Origin of the sequence: Pseudoduganella rivuli, from assembly GCF_009674485.1 — a bacterium.
Taxonomy (GTDB): domain Bacteria; phylum Pseudomonadota; class Gammaproteobacteria; order Burkholderiales; family Burkholderiaceae_D; genus Rugamonas; species Rugamonas rivuli_B.
Genome location: NZ_WKJJ01000016.1, coordinates 91505 through 112277, shown reverse-complemented (window position 1 = coordinate 112277; position 20773 = coordinate 91505). Strand labels below are relative to the sequence as shown.

At 63.6% G+C, this 20773-nt stretch carries 13 protein-coding genes and 2 riboswitches; of the genes, 8 read left to right on the top strand and 5 right to left on the bottom strand.

Annotated elements, in window-relative coordinates; genetic code table 11:
* Window positions 1-54: 54 nt before the first annotated feature.
* Together GJ700_RS23830 and GJ700_RS23825 are read left to right on the top strand one after the other, a co-directional pair.
* Window positions 55-1770: a hypothetical protein gene (locus GJ700_RS23830; RefSeq protein WP_154378623.1), complete on the top strand. Its 1716-nt coding sequence runs from the start codon at window positions 55-57 to the stop codon at window positions 1768-1770.
* A gap of 1 nt (window position 1771) precedes the next feature.
* The gene (locus tag GJ700_RS23825; protein ID WP_154378621.1) at window positions 1772-3343 is read left to right on the top strand and encodes a hypothetical protein; all 1572 of its coding nucleotides are present in this window, start codon (window positions 1772-1774) and stop codon (window positions 3341-3343) included.
* A 151-nt stretch (window positions 3344-3494) separates the two neighbouring features.
* Here GJ700_RS23825 and gcvP read toward each other — a convergent pair whose 3' ends face one another.
* The 3 genes from gcvP to gcvT all read right to left on the bottom strand — a co-directional run bounded on the left by gcvP (window position 3495) and on the right by gcvT (window position 8089).
* Window positions 3495-6389: an aminomethyl-transferring glycine dehydrogenase gene (gcvP, locus tag GJ700_RS23820; RefSeq protein WP_154378620.1), complete on the bottom strand. Its 2895-nt coding sequence runs from the start codon at window positions 6387-6389 to the stop codon at window positions 3495-3497.
* 147 nt (window positions 6390-6536) lie between these two features.
* Window positions 6537-6920, bottom strand: coding sequence for a glycine cleavage system protein GcvH (gcvH, locus tag GJ700_RS23815; protein WP_154378619.1), 384 nt, complete (start codon window positions 6918-6920; stop codon window positions 6537-6539).
* Window positions 6921-6970: 50 nt separating this feature from the next.
* Window positions 6971-8089, bottom strand: coding sequence for a glycine cleavage system aminomethyltransferase GcvT (gcvT, locus tag GJ700_RS23810; protein WP_154378617.1), 1119 nt, complete (start codon window positions 8087-8089; stop codon window positions 6971-6973).
* Between the two features lie 47 nt (window positions 8090-8136).
* A riboswitch (glycine riboswitch) is annotated at window positions 8137-8236 on the bottom strand.
* A gap of 19 nt (window positions 8237-8255) precedes the next feature.
* Window positions 8256-8342, bottom strand: a riboswitch (glycine riboswitch).
* Between the two features lie 133 nt (window positions 8343-8475).
* On the opposite strand from gcvT, the gene GJ700_RS23805 reads away from it, so the two are divergent.
* Window positions 8476-9033 carry an ATP-dependent Clp protease proteolytic subunit gene (locus GJ700_RS23805; RefSeq protein ID WP_154378615.1) on the top strand — a complete coding sequence of 186 codons (558 nt, stop codon included), beginning with the start codon at window positions 8476-8478 and terminating at the stop codon, window positions 9031-9033.
* Between the two features lie 57 nt (window positions 9034-9090).
* On the opposite strand, the gene GJ700_RS23800 is transcribed toward GJ700_RS23805, so the two are convergent.
* Entirely contained in the window at window positions 9091-9318 is a 228-nt protein-coding gene (locus GJ700_RS23800; protein WP_154378613.1) for a hypothetical protein, read from the bottom strand.
* A gap of 137 nt (window positions 9319-9455) precedes the next feature.
* On the opposite strand from GJ700_RS23800, the gene GJ700_RS23795 reads away from it, so the two are divergent.
* On the top strand, window positions 9456-12251 hold the full coding sequence (locus GJ700_RS23795; RefSeq protein ID WP_154378610.1) for a DUF1631 family protein: 2796 nt from the start codon (window positions 9456-9458) through the stop codon (window positions 12249-12251).
* A gap of 13 nt (window positions 12252-12264) precedes the next feature.
* On the opposite strand, the gene GJ700_RS23790 is transcribed toward GJ700_RS23795, so the two are convergent.
* Entirely contained in the window at window positions 12265-12747 is a 483-nt protein-coding gene (locus GJ700_RS23790) for a low molecular weight protein-tyrosine-phosphatase (protein WP_154378608.1), read from the bottom strand.
* 131 nt (window positions 12748-12878) lie between these two features.
* On the opposite strand from GJ700_RS23790, the gene smc reads away from it, so the two are divergent.
* From smc to galU, 4 genes are read left to right on the top strand one after another with little or no spacing between them, the layout of a single operon-like run.
* On the top strand, window positions 12879-16406 hold the full coding sequence (gene smc, locus GJ700_RS23785) for a chromosome segregation protein SMC (protein WP_371868100.1): 3528 nt from the start codon (window positions 12879-12881) through the stop codon (window positions 16404-16406).
* Complete coding sequence (locus GJ700_RS23780; protein WP_154378604.1) at window positions 16403-17515, top strand: cell division protein ZipA C-terminal FtsZ-binding domain-containing protein; 1113 nt, start codon at window positions 16403-16405, stop codon at window positions 17513-17515. The genes smc and GJ700_RS23780 overlap by 4 nt, the downstream gene beginning before the upstream one ends.
* 9 nt (window positions 17516-17524) lie before the next feature.
* Entirely contained in the window at window positions 17525-19879 is a 2355-nt protein-coding gene (gene ligA, locus GJ700_RS23775; RefSeq protein ID WP_154378602.1) for an NAD-dependent DNA ligase LigA, read from the top strand.
* Window positions 19876-20772, top strand: coding sequence for a UTP--glucose-1-phosphate uridylyltransferase GalU (gene galU, locus GJ700_RS23770; protein WP_371868098.1), 897 nt, complete (start codon window positions 19876-19878; stop codon window positions 20770-20772). The genes ligA and galU overlap by 4 nt, the downstream gene beginning before the upstream one ends.
* Window position 20773: the final 1 nt, after the last annotated feature.

Sequence of the window (20773 nt, the reverse complement as noted above, 5' to 3'; positions counted from 1 at the left end):
ATTGCAACCGTTCCCGTCAAACAATCTTAGCACTCCCCCAACAAGGATAGTAACATGTCTAATATTTCCATGTTTACCATAGGCAACGCTTTTGAAGCCAGCGGGGCACATGGCGTTAATTCCCAGCAGGAAACCAACAAAGGTTGCACGCCTGCACTCGACGGCTTCGATTTCGTCTGGGCCTTGCAGCCAACTGTGGTAAATCGGCAACTTGCAACATTGCAGCATGCCGGATTCATTCCTTGGACGGTGGCGGCAGGGGGCCTGGAAGAAACCGGGTTGCTGATCGGCGGTGACGGCGACGACCGTGCCGTGCTGGCGGCGCCGGAAATCCACTTTGAAACCGGCATGCCGCGCACGGCGGCCCTGGTGCTGACGTTTATTAATGGCAACATGCGCATTCCCAACGGTTACGAGGGCGGCGATGTGTTGCGCCAGCCACTGGCCGGATGGAGGCTGGCGTTCCAGGTCAAAATTCAGTTGTTGCCGGTATCGATGCGCGACTTGCTGAACGGCGCCGCACCCGCCGGTCCCGCCAGCGTCAACCGGCTGGGACGGTTCGACGAAGCGTATTACCGCGTGCAGGCCGCCATGCTGGATTTCGAACAAAGCGACTTGCAGCAGGCCGATGCACTGTACACCTATTTAAATACGGATAACGAATTCCTGGCCAAGCGGTTCACCGCAACGGTTGGCGAATGGCTGAAGCAATTTGCCGGCAGCGGCAATCCCTTCGTGCTGGGCTACGTTGTCACGCGCAAGACACATGCGGACGATATCCTTGATCGCATGCAACCATCGGGCGCCAATGTCGCGGCCAACGGGTCGTTGAATTTCCTGCAAGTCATGGGTGACCGGAAGATCGCCCACGATCCGCGGCTGTATGGCGTATCCGCCGGGCATTTTCCGCCGGCCGCGCCGCGGAATGAAGACAGCGCCGGCAAGCTGGTAATTGCGCGCAATACGTTTCTCAACGATTTCGTGCGGCCGCTGCTGGTCGAACCGATCCGTGAGCGGCTGGCGTCGCTGCCGGACTATATCCATGCGCGGCGCGCCCATGGCGATGAACTCGACCGCGTCGAATCGGCCAATGAAAAGTCGGGCGCCATGGCGTCGCTGGATAACGGCGCGCGGGCCGGGTTTGTGCCGGAAGCGGGCGGCTGGCGCTACCGCGACCACGTGCTGCTGCATTGGCACGAAGCGGGCGAACGGTCGCATGACCGCGAATCGGAACAGGACTGGCAATTCCATGTCGGCGTGTCGAACCAGCCGGATGCCGACGGCGTCGAGCGGCTGACGTTCGATCTGACCAGTACCTTGATGCGCTACGAGTGGGACCGCCTCAACCAGAAAAGCGGGCCGTTCATGCGCAAGACGTACCTGGGCAAGGGCTGGGCGCGCACCACGATGCAGTGGTCGCTGCGGCTGCAATGCGTGCCGACCGCGCGCGGCGGCATCACGTTGACGGTCAATGGCCGGCCGGCGCCCGCCGTCACGGATTCCGGCGTGGTGGGGATGTACGTGGTGTCCGATGCGCGGTCGCATTTACTGAACATGAACAAGATCACCATGGACTGGGAAGGCAACGCGGCCAGCATGACGTCATTGCAGCAAACCGTGGTGGCGCATTTCGGTGCGGCCGTGGCGGCGATGTTCGGGCAGGCCGCCGGCCACCTGGTGCTGCCGGCCGGGCCGCAACTGGCATACCGGGGCGTGCGCCTGGATGGCGACGGCAATATCGAACTGGAACTGGTTCACGAGGAGCGTTGAGATGAGTGCAAATTTGGCAGCGTTGGCAATCGAGGGCGTGGCGCGCAAGTACGCGCTGGCACGGCGCAAGGTGGATGGGCTGGGTGGCGCGACGGCATCGGGCGCTGTGGGGTATGCGGCGGCGCGGGTGGCGCGCATCGTGCTGAAACGGGAGCCGGCCGGCGACGAAGTGCTGCGCTGGACATCGATTTTCGCGTCGCAGCCGGAGGCCGCGCGCGGCCGCGCCGAACTGGCCATCGCCCTGCTGGCATTGCCGGAAGCGTCGGAGCTGGATGCGCCGGAGCGCCTGGCGCGTGGTTACGATGCGGTGATGGGACGTTACGATACGAAGAGCACGGGCGTGTCCCATGGCATGGATGCCTTGCTGGTGCGCCAGGTGGCGGAGGGCTTGTCCGAAACCGACATGATCCGCCTGCATTTCGTGCGCTTGCACGACACGGAGCGCCGGGGCCGGGGCAGCATGCCGTGCGCCGCGCCCATCGATGCGCGCCGTCCGTTCTTCACGCTGCGCGACAGCCATGGCATGCCGCTGGTGTTTTCCGTGGGCGCCAACGGGCACCTGCACCTGTTCCGCCGCACCGCGTTCGGCAATTGGTCGCAAACGGATCTCAGCGCGGCATTGCCGGCGTTCGATCCGCGCGCGTCCGTCATTGAATGCATCGATATGCGGCAGGGCGCCGATGGCGCGGTGGCGATTGCGCTGGCCGTATCCAAGCGCAGTGGCGATGGCGGTTGCGCGCTGTATGCCGCCGCCGGTTTGCCGGATACGCTCGATGAAACAGGCTGGTTCAATGCCTTCGCCAGCATGCCGGAACGCCGCCGTGGCTTGCCGGACGGCGCCGCCGTCACGGCGCTGGCGCTGGGTCCCGTATTGCCGGGCGCCGCACCGCTGGTGCTGGTGACGGCGGAGACCTACGATGGGGAAGGGCGCTGGTATTTCAACGCGGCCAATCCCGTCACGGGGATTTCGCCGCTGCCGGAAGGGTGCGAACCGCAGGCCATCGGCTGCTATCGCCTGCCGGGCGCGTGGTCGCTGACGAAGGATGGTTCGGCGCTGTCCTTTGTCTCGTTCCCGGACCCGTTCAACTGGGGCATCAATGTGACGTACCAGTCGGTTCCGCGCCGTCCGTCCAGCTTCCTGCTGGCGCCGGGATCGGTGCCGAATGTGCCGGACGTCTACGTGGCGGGGGATGGCATCGTCGTGTACCGGGGCGGCCATACGTTGCCGCTGAAAGTCGCCGATGCGCGCGGTGCGCGTCTCGTGTGGTGCGGGCAGGACGCGACGGCGGAGCACCTCGCCTATTCGGACGGTTCCGGCGGGCTGTGGCTGGTGTCGCGCGCCATGGGTTCATCGTGGGGGCGGGCGCATGCGGTGGCGGAATCGCTGGTGGCGGCCAGTTTGTGCATCGATAGCGAAACGGGCGGCGTGCATGCGGTGGGGGTGACGCCGGGTGGTGCGCTGATGTGGATGCGGATACGGCGTAGTGGGGAGGTGGAGAGCTGCGAAGAGATTGCGCAGTCGGCCGTGTGGGAAGGAGAAGAGGACGCTGCGGAGCTGGGGACTGCCGCGTAAGTTGCCGGCATGGGGGACCACATGCGGACTGCGGCCCAAAATGCGTAGGGCGGTTCGCTTGCGAGCCGCCATGCTTGCGTCAACGTGGCGCAGGCAGGCGGCTTTGTAAAAGCCGCCCTACGGGTTTAGCGTCGCAGGGCGGCTGGGCGATTTACTCGTAATCGCTGATCGGCGCGCAGCTGCAGAACAGGTTACGGTCGCCGTACACGTTGTCGGCGCGGCCCACGGTTGGCCAGTACTTGTTACGGCGCAGCGATGGCACCGGATACGCAGCCACTTCGCGGCTGTACTTGCGGTCCCAGTTGTCCGACACTACCACTTCGGCCGTGTGCGGCGCGAACTTCAGTGGGTTGCTGGCCTTGTCGAATTCGCCGCTTTCCACTTTGGCGATTTCGCCGCGGATAGTGATCATCGCGTCGATGAAGCGGTCCAGTTCAGCCTTGGCTTCCGATTCGGTCGGCTCGATCATCAGGGTGCCCGGAACCGGGAAGCTCATGGTCGGTGCGTGGAAGCCGAAGTCCATCAGGCGTTTGGCGACGTCTTCGTTCGAAATGCCGGTGGCGTCGGTCAGCGGACGCAGGTCCAGGATGCACTCGTGCGCCACCAGGCCGTCGTGGCCCGAGTACAGCACAGGGAAGTGCGGCGCCAGGCGGCGTGCGATGTAGTTCGCGTTCAGGATCGCGGTTTCCGTCGCGGCGGTCAGGCCTTCGGCGCCCATCATCGCGATGTACATCCACGAAATCGGCAGGATCGAAGCGGAACCGAACGGCGCGGCGGAAATCGAACCGATGCCGTCTTCGCTGCGCACGTAGCCGTTGGAACGCTGGTTCGGCAGGAACTTCGCCAGGTGCGCGCCGACGCCGATCGGACCCACGCCCGGGCCGCCACCGCCGTGCGGGATGCAGAAGGTCTTGTGCAGGTTCAGGTGCGACACGTCGCCGCCGAACGCGCCCGGACCGGCCACGCCGACCAGTGCATTCATGTTGGCGCCGTCGACGTACACCTGGCCGCCGTGCGCATGGATGATGTCGCACAGTTCGGTGATGCCGTCTTCGAACACACCGTGGGTCGACGGGTAGGTCACCATCACGCACGCCAGGTTCTTGCTGTGCTGTTCAGCCTTGGCTTTCAGGTCTGCCAGGTCGACGTTGCCGCGCTCGTCGCAGGCGGTCACGACCACCTGCATGCCCACCATCTGGGCCGATGCCGGGTTGGTGCCGTGCGCCGACGAAGGAATCAGGCAGATATTGCGGTGGCCTTCGCCACGCGACTGGTGGTACTTCTGGATCACCAGCAGGCCCGCGTATTCACCCTGCGAACCGGCGTTCGGCTGCAGCGACACGGCGGCGTAGCCGGTCACGGCGCACAGCATGTCTTCCAGCTGGGCGATCATTTCGCGGTAGCCGACGGTCTGGTCGTTTGGCGCGAACGGGTGGATGGTCGAGAATTCAGGCCACGTCACCGGGATCATTTCGCTGGTGGCGTTCAGCTTCATCGTGCACGAACCCAGCGGGATCATGGTGCGGTCCAGCGCCAGGTCCTTGTCGGCCAAGCTGCGCAGGTAGCGCAGCATTTCCGTCTCGGAGTGGTAGCGGTTGAAGATCGGGTGCGTCAGGTAGGCGGACGAACGGCCCAGCGCTTCGTTGAAACCACGCTCCACGGCGGCTTCCACGGTGTCGAAGTCCGGTGCAGTCGCGGTCGAATTGATGCCGGCGGCGAAGATGGTCCACAAGGTGGCGATGTCGTCACGGGTGGTGGTTTCGTCCAGCGACACGCCCACGTGGTGCGCATCGATCTTGCGCAGGTTGACGCCGTTGGCGACGGCGGCTGCGTGCAACGCGTCGGCGTTGGCGGTCTTCACGGTCAGCGTGTCGAAGTAGCTGTCGTTGGCCAGTGCATAGCCCAGGGTTTTCAGGTTCGATGCCAGGATGCCGGTGAAGCGGTGCACGCGCTTGGCGATTTGCAGCAGGCCGGCAGGGCCGTGGTAGACGGCGTACATCGACGCGATCACGGCCAGCAATACCTGCGCGGTGCAGATGTTCGAGGTGGCTTTTTCGCGGCGGATGTGCTGTTCGCGGGTTTGCAGGGCCAGGCGGTAAGCCGTGTTGCCTTGCTGGTCGATGGTCACGCCCACCAGGCGGCCCGGCATCGAACGCTTGTATTCGTCGCGGGTGGCCAGGTAGCCGGCGTGCGGGCCGCCAAAGCCCAGCGGTACGCCGAAGCGCTGCGAGTTACCGACGACCACGTCGGCGCCCCATTCGCCCGGCGGCGTCAGCATGGTCAGGGCCAGCAGGTCGGCGGCCACCACCACCATGGCGCCGGCGGCTTTGACGGTTTCCACGGCGGCGCGGTAATCGCGCACCACGCCGTTTACGCCAGGGTATTGCAGCAGCACGCCGAACGCACCGGTCACGCCAGCCAGTTCCGACGGGTCAAAGGTGCGCACTTCGATGCCCAGCGGGGTGGCGCGGGTCTGCACCACTTCCAGCGTTTGCGGCAGCACGTCGTTGGCCACGTAGAACACGTTGGATTTCGACTTGCCCACGCGCTGGATCAGCGTCATGGCTTCGGCGGCGGCGGTGCCTTCGTCCAGCATCGACGAGTTGGCGATGCCCATGCCGGTCAGGTCGGTCACCACTTGCTGGAAGTTCAGGATGGCTTCCAGGCGGCCTTGCGAGATTTCCGGCTGGTATGGAGTGTACGCGGTGTACCAGGCCGGGTTCTCGAAGATGTTGCGCAGGATAACGCCCGGGGTGTGGGTGTTGTAGTAACCCTGGCCGATCAGCGATTTCAAGACCTTGTTCTGGCCGGCGATGGCTTTGAGCTTCGCCAGCGCTGCGGTTTCAGGCATCGATTCGGTGAACTGGCCCAGCGGCAGGGTGTTCTTGTTGCGGATCGACGGCGGTACGATCGCATCGATCAGCGCGGCGCGCGAGGCGTAGCCCAGCACGTCGAGCATTTGCTGCTGCTCGGCGGCGTCCGGGCCAATGTGGCGGGCGATGAATGCATCGCGGGCTTCGAGTTGGGTCAGGCTGGTACGGGTCATGATAGCGGAGGGGATGGTGGGAATTCGTAGGGCGGGTTTTACAAACCCGCCAAGCATGCGGTTCGACGGCGCATCGGCGGGTTTGTAAAACCCGCCCTACGGGGACCGCGGTATTCGTATGCCCGCGAAATCGCGGGCGCCGAAGGATTAACCTTCGGTGGTCTTGCCGTAAGCGGCGGCGTCCAGCAGGCCGTCGAATGCGGCGGCGTCGGCTGGCTTGATCTTGAACAGCCATGCGCCGTAGGCGTCGCTGTTGATCGATTCAGGCGCGTCCACCACGGCGTCGTTGACGGCGATGACTTCGCCCGATACCGGTGCGTAGATGTCGGAGGCGGCTTTCACCGATTCCACCACGGCGGCGTCGTCGCCGGCGGTGTAGGTGTTGCCGACTTTCGGCAGTTCGACGAACACGATGTCGCCCAGCGCGTCCTGCGCGAATTCAGTGATGCCGACGGTCAGGGTGCCGTCCGCTTCAGCGCGTACCCATTCGTGGGATGCGGTGTACTTCAGGTCTGCAGGAATGTTGCTCATATTGGCTCCAGTTGGGTTGTTGTTCGTTGCCTGTGGGTTGGACTTGCGGCTCAGGCAGCCAGGATTTTACCGTTACGGACGAAAGGCAGCTTCACGACAGTGGCGGCCAGCTTCTTGTCGCGGATTTCCACGTGCACCGTGTCGCCCACGTTCACGCCCATCGGTACGCGCGCCAGCGCGATCGCCTGCTGCATCGTCGGGCTGAAGGTGCCGGACGTGATTTCGCCGGTGTCGCCGTTGGCGGCGATGATTTTCTGGTGCGCGCGCAGCACGCCGCCTTTTTCACGCAGGATCAGGCCGACGAACTGGGCGTTCTGGCCTTTGGCCAGCAGGGCCGCCTTGCCGACGAAGTCGCGCTCGGACACCAGGTCGATGGTCCAGGCCAGGCCGGCGTCCAGCGGGTTCACGGATTCATCCATGTCCTGGCCGTACAGGTTCATGCCTGCTTCCAGGCGCAGCGTGTCGCGCGCGCCCAGGCCTGCAGGTTTCACGCCGGCCGCATGCAGCGCGTTCCACAGCGCTTCCGCCTTGTCGGCGGCCACGCCGATTTCAAAGCCGTCTTCGCCGGTGTAGCCGGTGCGCGCCACCATGGCTTCGCCGAACGGGGTGTCGTGCACGAACGCCACGTTGAACGGTTTCATGTCGCCGGTGGCAGCTTGCGAGCCGGGGATCACTTCCCATACCTTGGCGCGGGCGTTCGGGCCTTGCACGGCGATCAATGCCATTGCGTTATCGCCGTCACGGCGTTGCGTGATGGTGAGACCGGCGCCGGTCTTGTCGTTGTGGGCTTGCATCCATGCCACGTCCTTGGTGGCGGTGCCGGCGTTGACCACCAGGCGGAACCACTCTTCGTTGATGAAGTAGACGATCAAGTCGTCGATGACGGTGCCTTCGGGATTGAGCATGCACGAGTACAGGGCTTTGCCCGATACCTGCAATTTGTCGACATTGTTGGCCAGCAGGCCGCGCAGGAAGCCGCGCACGTTGGCGCCCTTGATGTCGACCACGCACATGTGGGCCACGTCGAACATGCCGACGTCGGTGCGCACCGCGTGGTGTTCCTCGATTTGCGAGCCGTAGTTGACAGGCATGTCCCAGCCGCCGAAATCGACCATGCGGGCGCCGAGGGCGCGGTGGGCGTTATTGAGGGGAGTCGACTTCAGGGTCATGTTTGGTCCAATGAGCAAAAGGGGAATAAGGCACGGCAAGCCGTACATCGAACCCCTCTGTCCTTGGTACCTGAGAGATAGCAGGCTGGTCGCCTGCACGCCCCTTCGGTGGGCCGTAACAAGCGGCCGCTCTCCAGAGTTTGTGCCGGTTGCGCAGTGCGCCGCCGACCCCTGACCGGTCCTTTTGCCTGAGAGTTTTTGGGTAGTGCCCCTTCGGCGGCAGCGGCTTGCTGCGCTCTCCCGATCAAGACTGTCGACTATATGCCAGATGGTTACCCGTGTCAATCTGACAGGAGCGTTTTTCCCTGGCGCACGAATGAAACGCGTGCGCGGGCGGGGCGGCTTCCTTTGCTAAAATTCTATTAACTACAACAACGAGGCCAACCATGGACCAGCATGAAAAATTTGACGGGCACGCGTGGTTTACGCTGTCCGGCGACGTCAACAGCGATATGGTGCACCGCATGTTCGATGCGGTCGCCGACATGACGGAAGACATGGTGACCGACGCGCACGTGCTGTTGCAATCGAACGGCGGCTATGTCAGCGACGGCATTTGCCTGTATAACTACCTGAGCAAACTGCCGATCCGTTTCCATTTCTATAACGCGGGCGCAGTCGCATCCATTGCCGTCATTGTCTTCCTGGCGGGGCAGAAACGATATGCCAGTACGACGGCCCGCTTCATGGTGCACAAATCGCACGCCAGCGCGCCATCCGGCGCCCGGCCGGAAGCGCTGCGCATCATTGTCGAAGGCTTGCAGGCCGACGATGCCCGCACCGAGGAAATCCTGCGCAACCATGTGGAATTCTCGGACGACCATTGGCAAATCCATAATTATTCGGATTTGCATTTGACGGCCAAGCAGGCGGCCGAAGTGAAAATGATCGACAAGGTGATGGACTTCACGCCGCCCAAGGGGCGCCGCGTGACGAATATCTGACTCTTGTAACGCGCCCCGGCCTTCGCGCCGCCGGGGCTGTTTTACAGGCCAGCCTGATCAGTGTCCCCGGGCTCCATTGCGGTGGGTGCTGCGGGCGCTGACCCGGTTGGCCCTGCGCTCGTCTTCCGCGCGCAGCCGGTTGTCGTCGCGGCGGCCGCCCTGAATTTCCTGTTGCGCAACCGATCCCGATCCTTTTCCTCCCGACTGCCGGCTGATGCCGCCTCCCTGCTGTGGCATTTCCTGACTGCCCTGATAATCTTGTCTGGTTTTTACCTTGGGTTGCATGATTTAATCCCCTTAGGTTGAGACGGTCCGGTAAAAAAATCTACCGATTATTAACTTGCAGCTATTGCCTTGTGGCAATAATGTGCAAGAATATGGGTGTGGCAATCCGCCGTTCCCATACCAGTTCAGGTTAGACCATGCAATCAGATCAGACAAATCCTGCCGTGCCCAAGAAAGCGGTGACGCCGCGGCATGCATTGCTGGAAAATCTGATCGACATCGTGCACCGCCACGTCGGCGAACAATTCCTGGATTTCACGACGCGCGTGGCGGCGGAGTTGATCGATGGCGACCTGGATGGCGACGTGCGCGAGGTGCAGGCGCGGATTCGCGCCGGTAATTTGCTGCGCAGCGGCCATTACGGCTACCTCAGCCTCGTGAAAAAGGAGCTGGAAAAGGCGTTGCGCCACGAAATCGCGGAATTGGCGCCAGGGCAAAAGGCCAAGCCGCGTCCCGCCGCGCAATCGCTGTCGCTGGTATCCATGGAGGAAATGGATAACAAGGTGGCGCTGGGAACGATGTCGAAACCGTTCGAAGTGCAATATGCCGATGCGCTGGCCACGCTGAACGTGCGGCTGGCGTTCCTGCTGGACCGCGACATCCTGCGCACCACTCAAAACCCGTTCCGCCCGGATGTGCTGCTGGATGCGCTGCAGCAGGCCTGGCTGGCGTTCAACCCGGACGAGGCGGCGGCCGAATTGCTGCTGTCGCTGTTGAAGCCGGACTTGTTCATGAACCTGTCGTCGATGTTCGATGAGCTGAATGACACCTTGCAGCGCAAGGCCGCGCAGCCCGGTTCCGTGGACAGCTATAAAACACGCAAGGCCGATTCCCATGACGCCAGCAGCGCCAGTCCGGCACGCCAGCGCAAGCAGCAGGCGGAGTTGGCGCAGCAATTGCGCCAGTTCTTTGGCGGCGCGCAGGAGCCGGTTGCCGATCCCGCGCTGCTGATTCCCGATTTGCCGGACATCGCAAACCTGAAGGCGGGGACGTGGGCGCAGGGGCCGGCGCAGAATTTCCAGGGCGACGGCAATAACGAAGCGGCGCAACACGCGGTGCAAACCGCCGCCAAGCAGCCGCTGTTTAATTTCCTGTCACAGGTGCAGCAGGGCAGCATGGCGGCGGCAGGCTTCGCCGCGCCGGGCATGATACCGGCCGTGCCGGCCATGATGGCGACAACCGCCATGCCGGCGGGCGGTGTGCGCGCGTATATGCCGGGCGGATTTGCATTGCCGCCGGGCGTGGCCGCGCAGTTTGGCGGCGGCGTGGCGATGCAGGGCGTTGCCGGCGCCGGGATGATGATTCCCGGCGGCGTCGCGCCGCAGGGTGTGGCGGGAGTCGCCGATGCGGGCATTGGCGCAGCAGCGGGGCAAGGTGCGGGCTGGCTGCCGGCTGGCGCAGCTTTCTCCGTGCCCTGCCTGGTCGCTGCCGGCGCAGGTATGACGACGCACGGCGGGGCGGATGCCGGCAGTGTCGGCGTGGCGGCAGGCTTTATTCCCGCGTCGATGATGTCGGGTGGCGTGGCCGGTGGCATGCAGGGGGGCGTGCCGATGGCGGCGGGCGGCTCCGGGTTGCTGGCGCTGTTGAACGCGCAGGGCGCCGCGCTGGCCGGCCTGTCCGGCGCCATGCCTTCCGGCGAAGGTGCTGCGGCCGGCATGGCGGGATTGGGCGCCGTACCCAACGTGTTTTATCTCCCCAGCATCAAGCAGCAGGCGCCGCAAGGCACGTTGAGCCGCGCCGACGAAAGCACCATCGATTTGTTGTCCGCCGTGTTCGACACGGTGTTCCGCGACCAGAACATTTCGAAGGAAATCCGCGACCTGATGCGCTTCCTGCAAATCCCCGTGCTGAAAGCCGCGCTGGTCGACAAGGATTTCTTCTTCCAGGATGGCCATCCCGCGCGGCGCCTGATCGACCTGTTGTCGCGCATGGGGTGGGAACAGCGCAAGAGCCCGGATGATCCGCTGTTCCAGGCCATGCAGCGCAGCGTCGAGCGGGTCGGGCGCGACCATGACCACGAAATGAACGTGTTCACGGAAGCCGTCAACGAACTGGAAGCGTCGCTGAAAGCGGATGAAACCGCGGAAGCCACCGCCATGGCGGCGCCGATCGCGGCGGCGCTGAAGCAGGAAAAAATGGCCGAAGCGGCGAAGGCGGCAAAGAACGCCGTGGCGCTGCGTATCGGCACCGGCGAAGTGGTGGCCGTGGTCGAAGCGTTCCTGGAAAACCGCTGGGTGTCCGTGCTGACCCTGGCCTACAGCGTGGAAGAGGAAAAGCCGGGCGCCGTGAAGCATGCCACGCAAACCATGGATGACTTGATCTGGAGCGTGAAGCCGAAAATCACGCCGGACGAGCGCAAGCAATTGATCGGCAAGTTGCCGAAGCTGCTGGCGACGCTGAACAAATGGCTGGACATCATCAAGTGGCAGGATGCGGAGCGCTTGCAATTCTTTGCCGAACTGGCCGAATGCCACGCATCGATCGTCCGCGCGCCGCTGGAAGTGTCGCCCGAGCGCCAGGTGGAACTGGCCATGGAAGCGGCGCAAAAAGCGGCGGAACGCCGGCAGGAGCTGGCGGCGCAAGCGGCGGCACGCGAGCAGGCAACGCAGCCGCCACTGCCGGAAGACGACGACGCCGTGGTGGAAGTGGACAGCCTGGCGCGCGGCGACTGGCTGGAATTCGACCAGGACGGCGGCAGCCAGCGCAAGGTCAAGCTGGCCTGGATCAGCCCGCGCAAGACGCTGTATATCTTCTCGACCCACTCGCGGCAGGAAGCGTTTTCGTTGTCCGGCGAAGTGATGGCGCAGAAATTCCGCGACGGTAAAGTACGCGTCTACCGCACGGACGGCCTGGTGGGCCGGGCGCTGTCGCAGGCCATGGGGCAGGCTGCCGTCAACGATGCGGATATGTCCGCTCCAGGCGCGGTGGCCTGAGCCGCCAGGGTAGCTAAGCCTTGTTTTGATTGCAGTTTTGCAACATTGCGATCAACCCATCCGCCGCATCTTCCACATAGTCCAGCACCGTGTCAAAACCCTGCGCGCCGCCATAATACGGATCCGGCACGATGTCCGAACGCGATTGCGTCGCGTATTGCATGAACAGCCCCAGCTTGTGCTGGAATTGCGCCGGGCAGCGGGATTTCAGGATCGCCAGGTTGTCATGGTCCATGGCCAGGATATGGTCGAACACTTCGAAATCCGTGACGGAGACCTGGCGCGCGCGCTGCGCGGACAAGTCGTAACCCCGCTGCAGCGCGTGCAGCATGGAGCGCTGATCGGGTTTGCTGCCCACATGATAGGAGTGGGTGCCGGCGGAATCGATGTCCAGCTTCAGGCCGGCCTGTTCGGCCCGGTGGCGGAATACGCCTTCGGCGGTCGGGGAGCGGCAGATATTGCCCATGCAAACAAACAGGATGGAAGTCTTGCTCATGGCGCGGTTATTATTCGGTTTTAGAGGGAAATGACGGGGAGCGGCGGCGTCTTTTTGGCCAGTATTCGTGACCAAAATGGTATGATAGGCCACTTTTCATCACGGCATCCCGAATCCGGTTTTTAAAAAACGTGCGTTTATCATCGATAAAATTGTCGGGATTTAAGTCTTTCGTTGATCCCACCAATTTCCAGGTGCCGGGTCAATTGGTTGGCGTAGTAGGTCCTAACGGTTGCGGCAAATCGAATATTATCGATGCCGTACGATGGGTGCTGGGCGAATCAAAAGCGTCGGAATTGCGCGGCGAATCGATGCAGGACGTGATTTTCAACGGTTCCACGCACCGCAAGCCATCCGGCCGCGCGTCCGTTGAACTGGTGTTCGACAACCACGAAGGCAAGGCGTCCGGCCAATGGGGCCAATACGCGGAAATCGCCGTCAAGCGCACCCTGACCCGCGACGGCACGTCGACCTATTACATCAATGGCCAGCCGGTGCGCCGGCGCGATATCCAGGATATTTTCCTCGGCACCGGCCTGGGTCCCCGCGCCTACGCGATTATCGGCCAGGGCATGATTGCCCGCATTATCGAATCCCGTCCCGAGGAATTGCGCGTATTCCTGGAGGAGGCGGCGGGCGTCTCGAAATATAAAGAACGCCGCCGCGAGACGGAAAACCGCCTGCACGATACGCGGGAAAACCTGTTGCGCGTGGAAGATATCCTGCGCGAATTGAACAGCAACCTGGAACGGCTGGAAGCGCAGGCGGAGGTGGCCATGCGTTTCCACCAGTTGCAGTCCGACCAGGATGAAAAGCAAAAGCTGCTGTGGCTGCTGCGCCGTAATGAAGCGCAGGCGGAACAGCAGCGCTGGTTCCGTGAAATGGAGCAGGCGCAGACCGACCTGGAAGAGCAGACCGCGAAACTGCGCAACGTGGAACTGACATTGGAGCAAATGCGCCAGGCGCACTTTGCCGCCGGCGACCGCCTGCATACGGCGCAAGGCGCGCTGTACCAGACCAATTCTGAAATCGGCAGCCTGGAAGCGCAGATCAAGTTCGTGGTGGAATCGCGCACGCGCCTGCAAAACCAGCTGGCGACCCTGACCGCGCAGCGCGACCAGTGGCAGCAGCAGGCGCAGGAAAACACGGAACAGCTCGAAGAGGCGGAATTTTCGCTGGAAGAGCTGTCGCTGAAAGTCGAACAGGCCCGCATGATGGCTGAGCAAAAGGCGGAAAGCTTGCCGCTGCTGGAGCAAAGCTGGCGTGACGCGCAGCAGCGCAGCACGGAATCGCGCGGCCGCATCATGCAGATGCAGCAGCAACTGGAACTGGAATCGGCCCACCAGCGCAACGCCACCAATATCCTGAACGGCCTGGCCGTGCGCAAGGAACGGCTGCTGCAAGAGAAAAACGGCCTGGCGCTGCCCGACTCGGCCCACCTGGAGAACCTGAAGTTCCAGCTGGAAGAAAAGCAGCAGATGCTGGAAGAAGTCGGCATGCAGCTGGAAGCGGCCAATGAACAGCAGCCGGTGCTGGAATCGGAACGGCAGGACGCGCAACTGCAAGTGAATGCGGAAAGCGCGGCCAATGCGCAGCTGGAAGCGCGCCTGGCGGCACTGAAGCAATTGCAGGAGCGCGTGCAAACGCAAGGCAAGGTCACGCCGTGGCTGCAAAAGCACGAACTCGATGCGCTGCCCCGCCTGTGGCAGAAACTGCAGATCGAGCAGGGCTGGGAAACCGCGATGGAAGCCATCCTGCGCGAACGCACGTCCGCGCTGCAAGTGTCGAACATCGAGTGGGCCAAACATTTCTTTGGCGACGCGCCGCCGGCCAAGCTGGCGCTGTTCGCGCCCGTCACCAGCGCGCCGGCCCCGATGCTGGAGCGTCCCGGCCTGAAACCGTTCCTCAGCCTGTTGAAACTCAACGATCCCGGCCTGCGCGGCGTGCTGCAAGACTGGCTGCACAACGTGTTCGTGGCCGACGATGCGGCCGACGCCTTCGTCAACCGCCATACGTTGCCGCCGGGCGGTTACTACGTGACGCGCCAGGGCCACGTGATTTCGCCATCGTCCGTGCGCTTTTATGCGGCCGATGCGGAACAGGACGGCATGCTGGCGCGCCAGCAGGAAATCGACAACATCGTCAAGCAATCGCGCGCGCAATCGATGCTGGCAGAAGAAGCGCGGGTACGCTCCGTGCGCGCCGACGCGGCCGTGACGAACCACGCGCGCGTGGTGGCGGAGCTGCGCCAGAAATCGCAAAGCCTGACGCAAGCGGTGCATGCGCTGCAACTGGACGTCGTGAAATTGTCGGAAATCGAGGCGCGTTTCCAGCAGCGCAGCACGCAGATCGGCGCCGACCTGGCGGAAATCGCCGCCCAGGAAGAAGAACAAATGCAGGCGCGCATGGAGTCCGAGGAAAAGTTCGAACAGCTCGACATGGAGCTGGCGGACGTGCAGGGCGCGCATGAAGATGGCCAGACCGCGCTGATGGACAAGGAACAAAAGCTGGCCGATGCGCGCAATGCGCAGCGCGACCTGGAGCGTTCCGCGCAAGAGGCGGAATTCGCGGAAAAGTCGCAGCGCAACCGTATCGCGGAATTGCGCCGCACCATCGATACGGCCAAAGCGCAGGCGCAGCAGGTGGCCGACAGCCTGCAATCGGGCCAGCGCGAACTGGAAGCGCTGGAAGCCGGCACCGCGCACGAAGGCTTGCAGGATTTGCTGGACCGCCGCACGCAGCAGGAGCGCGCGCTGGCCGACGCGCGCCATGAACTGGACCAGATCGCCCAGCAATTGCGCAGCTTCGAGGAAGCGCGCATGAGCAATGAACGCTCCCTGCAGCCGCAGCGCGACAAGATCACGGAAATGCAGTTGAAGGAGCAGGCCGCGCGCCTGAACCAGGAACAGTTCGCGCAGCAATTGCTGGAAGCGGGCGCCGACGAGCAGGCGCTGGCCGACAAATTGCAGCCGGAAATGAAGGCGCAATACCTGCAGGCGGAAGTCACGCGCCTGAACAACGCGATTGCCATGCTGGGCGCCGTCAACCTGGCCGCGCTGGACGAACTGGCCCAAGCCACGGAACGCAAGCGCTTCCTGGATGCGCAATTCAACGATTTGACGGAAGCCATCAATACGCTGGAAGACGCGATCCAGCGCATCGACCGCGAAACGCGGGACTTGCTGCAGGATACGTTTGACCGCGTCAACGGGCATTTCTCCGAACTGTTCCCGATCCTGTTCGGCGGCGGCCAGGCGAAACTCATCATGACGGGCGATGAAATCCTCGACTCCGGCGTGCAAGTGATGGCGCAGCCGCCGGGCAAGAAGAATGCGACGATTCACTTGCTGTCGGGCGGCGAAAAAGCGCTGACGGCCACCGCGCTGGTGTTTTCCATGTTCCGCCTGAACCCCGCGCCGTTCTGCCTGCTCGACGAAGTCGACGCGCCGCTGGACGACGCCAATACGGAACGTTTCTGCCGCATGGTGAAACGGATGTCCGCCCATACCCAATTCCTCTTCATTTCGCACAACAAGATTGCGATGGAGATGGCCAATCAACTGATCGGTGTGACGATGCAAGAGCAGGGCGTATCGCGCATCGTGGCGGTGGATATGGAATCCGCCGCACACTTCGCTTCCGAGGCACAAGCAGCATGACAGACCTTCAAATGAGTTTGATCGCAGCCAGCGGCGTCTTTGTCGCCGGCGTTTTCGTTTATAACAAGTGGCAGGAGTACAAGGCCAAGAAAAGCGTGGAGCGCGTGTTCGCGTCCGAGCACGAAGATGTGCTGATGCGCGCCGACGGCGGTGACGCGGGGATCGGGGGCGGGGTCCGCCATGAGCCCAGCTTCTCGCTCGATGGCGACAGCGGCGCGGACCACGCGGCGCCGGCCGGCGCCTATGGCGACGGCCCCGAGCCGGAAGCGCCGGTGGTGCGCACGGCCGATGCCTCCACGCCGCCGGAAGAACTGGCCACCGCGCTGGTCGATCCGCTGATCGATTGCCTGTTGCCGCTGGCGCTGGAAGCGCCGGCCCGCGGCGACAAGCTGCTGCCCGTGCTGCAAAAGCTGCGCCTGGTCGGCAGCAAGCCGGTGCACTATATCGGCCTGGCCGTCAGCGGCGACTGGGAACCGGTCAAGCATGGCGGCGTCTACACCAAGCTGCAAGGCGGCGTGCAACTGGCCAGCCGCACCACGGCATTGAACGAACTGGAATATTCGGAACTGGTGACGCGCCTGCGCGCCGTGTGCGATGAAATCGGCGCGGAACCGGAAATCCCCGACATGATGGAAGTGATGCAGGAAGCGAAAAACCTGCACCGTTTCGTCGCCGGCCACGACGCGCAACTGGGCGTGAACCTGCAAACGAACGGCGCCCCGTGGGCCATCAATACCCTGATCGCGGCGCTGGAAAAGCAGGGCTTCGACGTGCGTCCCGATGGCCGCTACGTGATGCCCGATGGCGAAGGCGGCCACCTGTTCTCGCTGTCGACCAACGTGACGCTGGCCGAAGAAACCACGTCGCGCCTGACATTGCTGCTCGACGTGCCATGCGTGGCGCCGGTGCGCGATGGCTTTGGCGCCATGATCGCGTGCGCGAAATCGCTGGCGGGCCGACTGGATGCGTCGATCGTCGACGACTTTTCGCAGCCGCTGGCCGATGAGGCGCTGGCGGAAATCGCCGGCCAGGTACAGGAATTCTATGCGGACATGGACCGCAACGATATCCCGGCCGGTTCCACGCGCGCGCTGCGCCTGTTTTGCTGAGGGTAGTGCATGAGCGAGGTAAATAAACCCGTCGATCCAGCCGGGCGCGCCGCCTGGCTGACGAAAGAACTGAACCGCCACCTGCACGCTTACCACGTGCTCGATGCGCCCACGATTCCCGATGCGGAATACGACCAGCTGTTCGTGGAATTGCAGCAGATCGAAGCGGCGCACCCGGAATTGCGCGCTTCCGACTCGCCGACCTTGCGTGTCGGTGCGCCGCCGCTGCCGCAATTTGCACAAGTGACGCATACGGTGCCGATGCTGTCGCTGAACAATGGCTTTACCGACGAAGACGTGGAAAACTTCGACCGCCGCGTGCGCGACGGGCTCGACGTGGCGCAAGTCGACTATGCCACGGAAGTGAAGTACGACGGCCTGGCCATCAACCTGCGCTATGAAAACGGCTTGTTCGTGCAGGCGGCCACGCGCGGCGATGGCTACACGGGCGAAGACGTCACCGCCAATATCCGCACCATCAAGGTGATCCCGCTGCGCCTGAATACGGACCACCCGCCCGCCGTGCTGGATGTGCGCGGCGAAGTGCTGATGTTCAAGGAAGATTTTGCCCGCCTTAATGCGCGCCAGCGCGAAGCGGGGCAGAAGGAATTCGTCAATCCCCGCAATGCGGCGGCCGGTTCGCTGCGCCAGCTCGATTCCCGCATCACGGCCCAGCGCACCTTGCGTTTCTTTGCCTATGGCATCGGCGCACTGGAAGGCGCGGAGATGCCGGAATCGCATTCGGCCTTGCTGGACTGGTACAAGCAGCTGGGATTGCCGGTGGCGAAAGAAAGCACCGTCGTGCGCGGCGCGCAGGGCTTGCTCGACTATTACCGCGCGATCGGCGCCGCCCGTCCCGGCATGCCATATGAAATCGATGGCGTGGTTTATAAAGCCAACCGGCTGGCGGACCAGAAGCAGCTGGGCTTTGTGTCGCGCGCGCCGCGCTTTGCCATTGCCCACAAATTCCCCGCCGAGGAAGCCACCACGGTCGTGCAGGATATCGAAGTGCAGGTCGGCCGTACCGGCGCCATCACGCCGGTGGCGCGGCTGGAGCCGGTCTTTGTCGGCGGTGTCAACGTCACCAACGCCACCCTGCACAATGAAGGCGAAGTACAGCGCAAGGACGTGCGCGTGGGCGACACGGTGATCGTGCGCCGCGCCGGCGACGTGATTCCGGAAGTCCTGGCCGTGGTGCTGGAAAAACGCCCGCAACCGGAACCGCCCCGCTATGTGCTGCCGAAGACCTGCCCCGTGTGCGGCTCGCACGTGGTGCGGGAAGAGGGCGAAGCCATCGCGCGCTGCTCCGGCGGCTTGTTCTGCTCGGCCCAGCGCAAGGAAGCGATCCGCCACTTCGCGGGCCGCCGCATGATGGACATCGAGGGCCTGGGCGACCGCTATATCGACAACCTGGTCGAGTGCAACCTGGTGCACGGCGTGGCGGACTTGTACAAGCTGACCCTGGACGACCTGCTGAAAATGAAGCGGCTGGCGGATGAGCGCGACGGCACCACACCAGAAACGGTTGCGCAGGGCAAAATCGCGACCAAGTGGGCCGACAACCTGCTGGAAGCGATTGCCGCCAGCAAGAAGCCGCCGCTGGAGCGCCTGCTGTTCGCACTGGGTATCCGGCACGTGGGCGAATCGACCGGCAAGACGCTGGCCGAATGGCTGGGCACCTTTGCGCTGATCCGCCGCGCGCCGGTGGCGCTGCTGCGCGTGCTGCCCGATATCGGCGGCACGGTGGCCGAAGCCATCGCGGACTTCTTTGCCGAAGAAAAAAACCAGCAAGCCATCGATGCCTTGCTGGCAGCCGGCGTGGCGCCGCAAGGCGAGCACGTGCCGCCCGCCAAGCTGCGCGACAAGCTCGATCCCGTCAAACTGGTGGCGGCGCTGGGCATTCCGAAAATGACCGAACCCCGCTGCAAGCAATTGCTGGAAGCCGGCGTGACCCTGGAAGCGCTGGGCTACTTGAACGTCTTCAACGTGTTTGGCCTGCCGGCCACGGTGGCGGCCGCGCTGGACGAGTGGATGCAGGATCCGTCGCACCGCGAACAGGTGAAAGCGCTGGCGCTGCTGCGCGAAGAATTGCTGGCGCAATTGCCGGAAGCGGCCAGCGCGCCGGAAGGCAAGTTGACGGGCAAGACGTTCGTGCTGACCGGGACGCTGCCAACACTGTCGCGCGACCAGGCCGGCGCGCTGATCGAGGCGGCCGGCGGCAAGGTCAGCGGCTCGGTATCGAAGAAGACCAGCTACCTGGTGGCGGGCGCGGAGGCGGGCAGCAAGCTGGCCAAGGCCGAAGAGCTGGAAGTGACGATCCTCGACGAGGCGGGCTTGCTGGCGCTGCTGGAGGCGAACCAGTGACGGCGCCCGGTCCCATCCGGAAAGCCGTGTTTCCCGTGGCGGGCCTGGGCAGCCGCTTCCTGCCAGCGACCAAGGCACAGCCCAAGGAAATGCTGCCCATCGTGGACAAGCCGCTGATCCAGTATGCGGTGGAAGAAGCGGTGGCTGCCGGCATCACGGATTTGATCTTCATTACGGGCCGCAACAAGCGCGCCATCGAAGACCATTTCGATAAGGCGTATGAGCTGGAAGCCGAACTGGAAGCGGCGTCGAAAGACGCGCTGCTGGAGCAGGTGCGCAATACCGTCCCGCCGGGTGTCAATTGCATCTACATCCGCCAGTCTGAAGCGCTGGGCCTGGGGCATGCGGTGCTGTGCGCCCGCCCGGTCGTTGGCGATGAACCCTTCGCCGTGCTGCTGGCGGACGACTTCATGGATACCAACGGCCACGCCAAGCCGGTGCTGGCGCAGATGGTCGACGCGTACAGTTACGAACGCGCGTCGGTCCTCGCGGTGCAGGATGTCCCGCGTGAAAATACCCGCCAGTACGGCATCGTCAGCGCGACGCCTTACCGCGACCGCATGGAACTGGTGTCCGGCATCGTGGAAAAACCCGCGCCGGACGAAGCGCCATCGACCCTGGCCGTGGTGGGGCGATATGTCCTGTCCGGCCGTATTTTCGAGCACCTGGAACACCTGGGCAAAGGCGCCGGCGGCGAAATCCAGCTGACCGATGGCATTGCCTCGCTGCTGAAAACCGAGCGCGTGGTGGCCTACCGTTACGACGGTGTGCGCTACGATTGCGGCTCCAAGCTGGGCTACCTGAAAGCCACGGTGGCCATGGGCTTGAAGCACCCTGACATGGGCGCGGAATTCCGCGCCAGCCTGCAACAGTTGCTGCAAACGGAGGAATAAC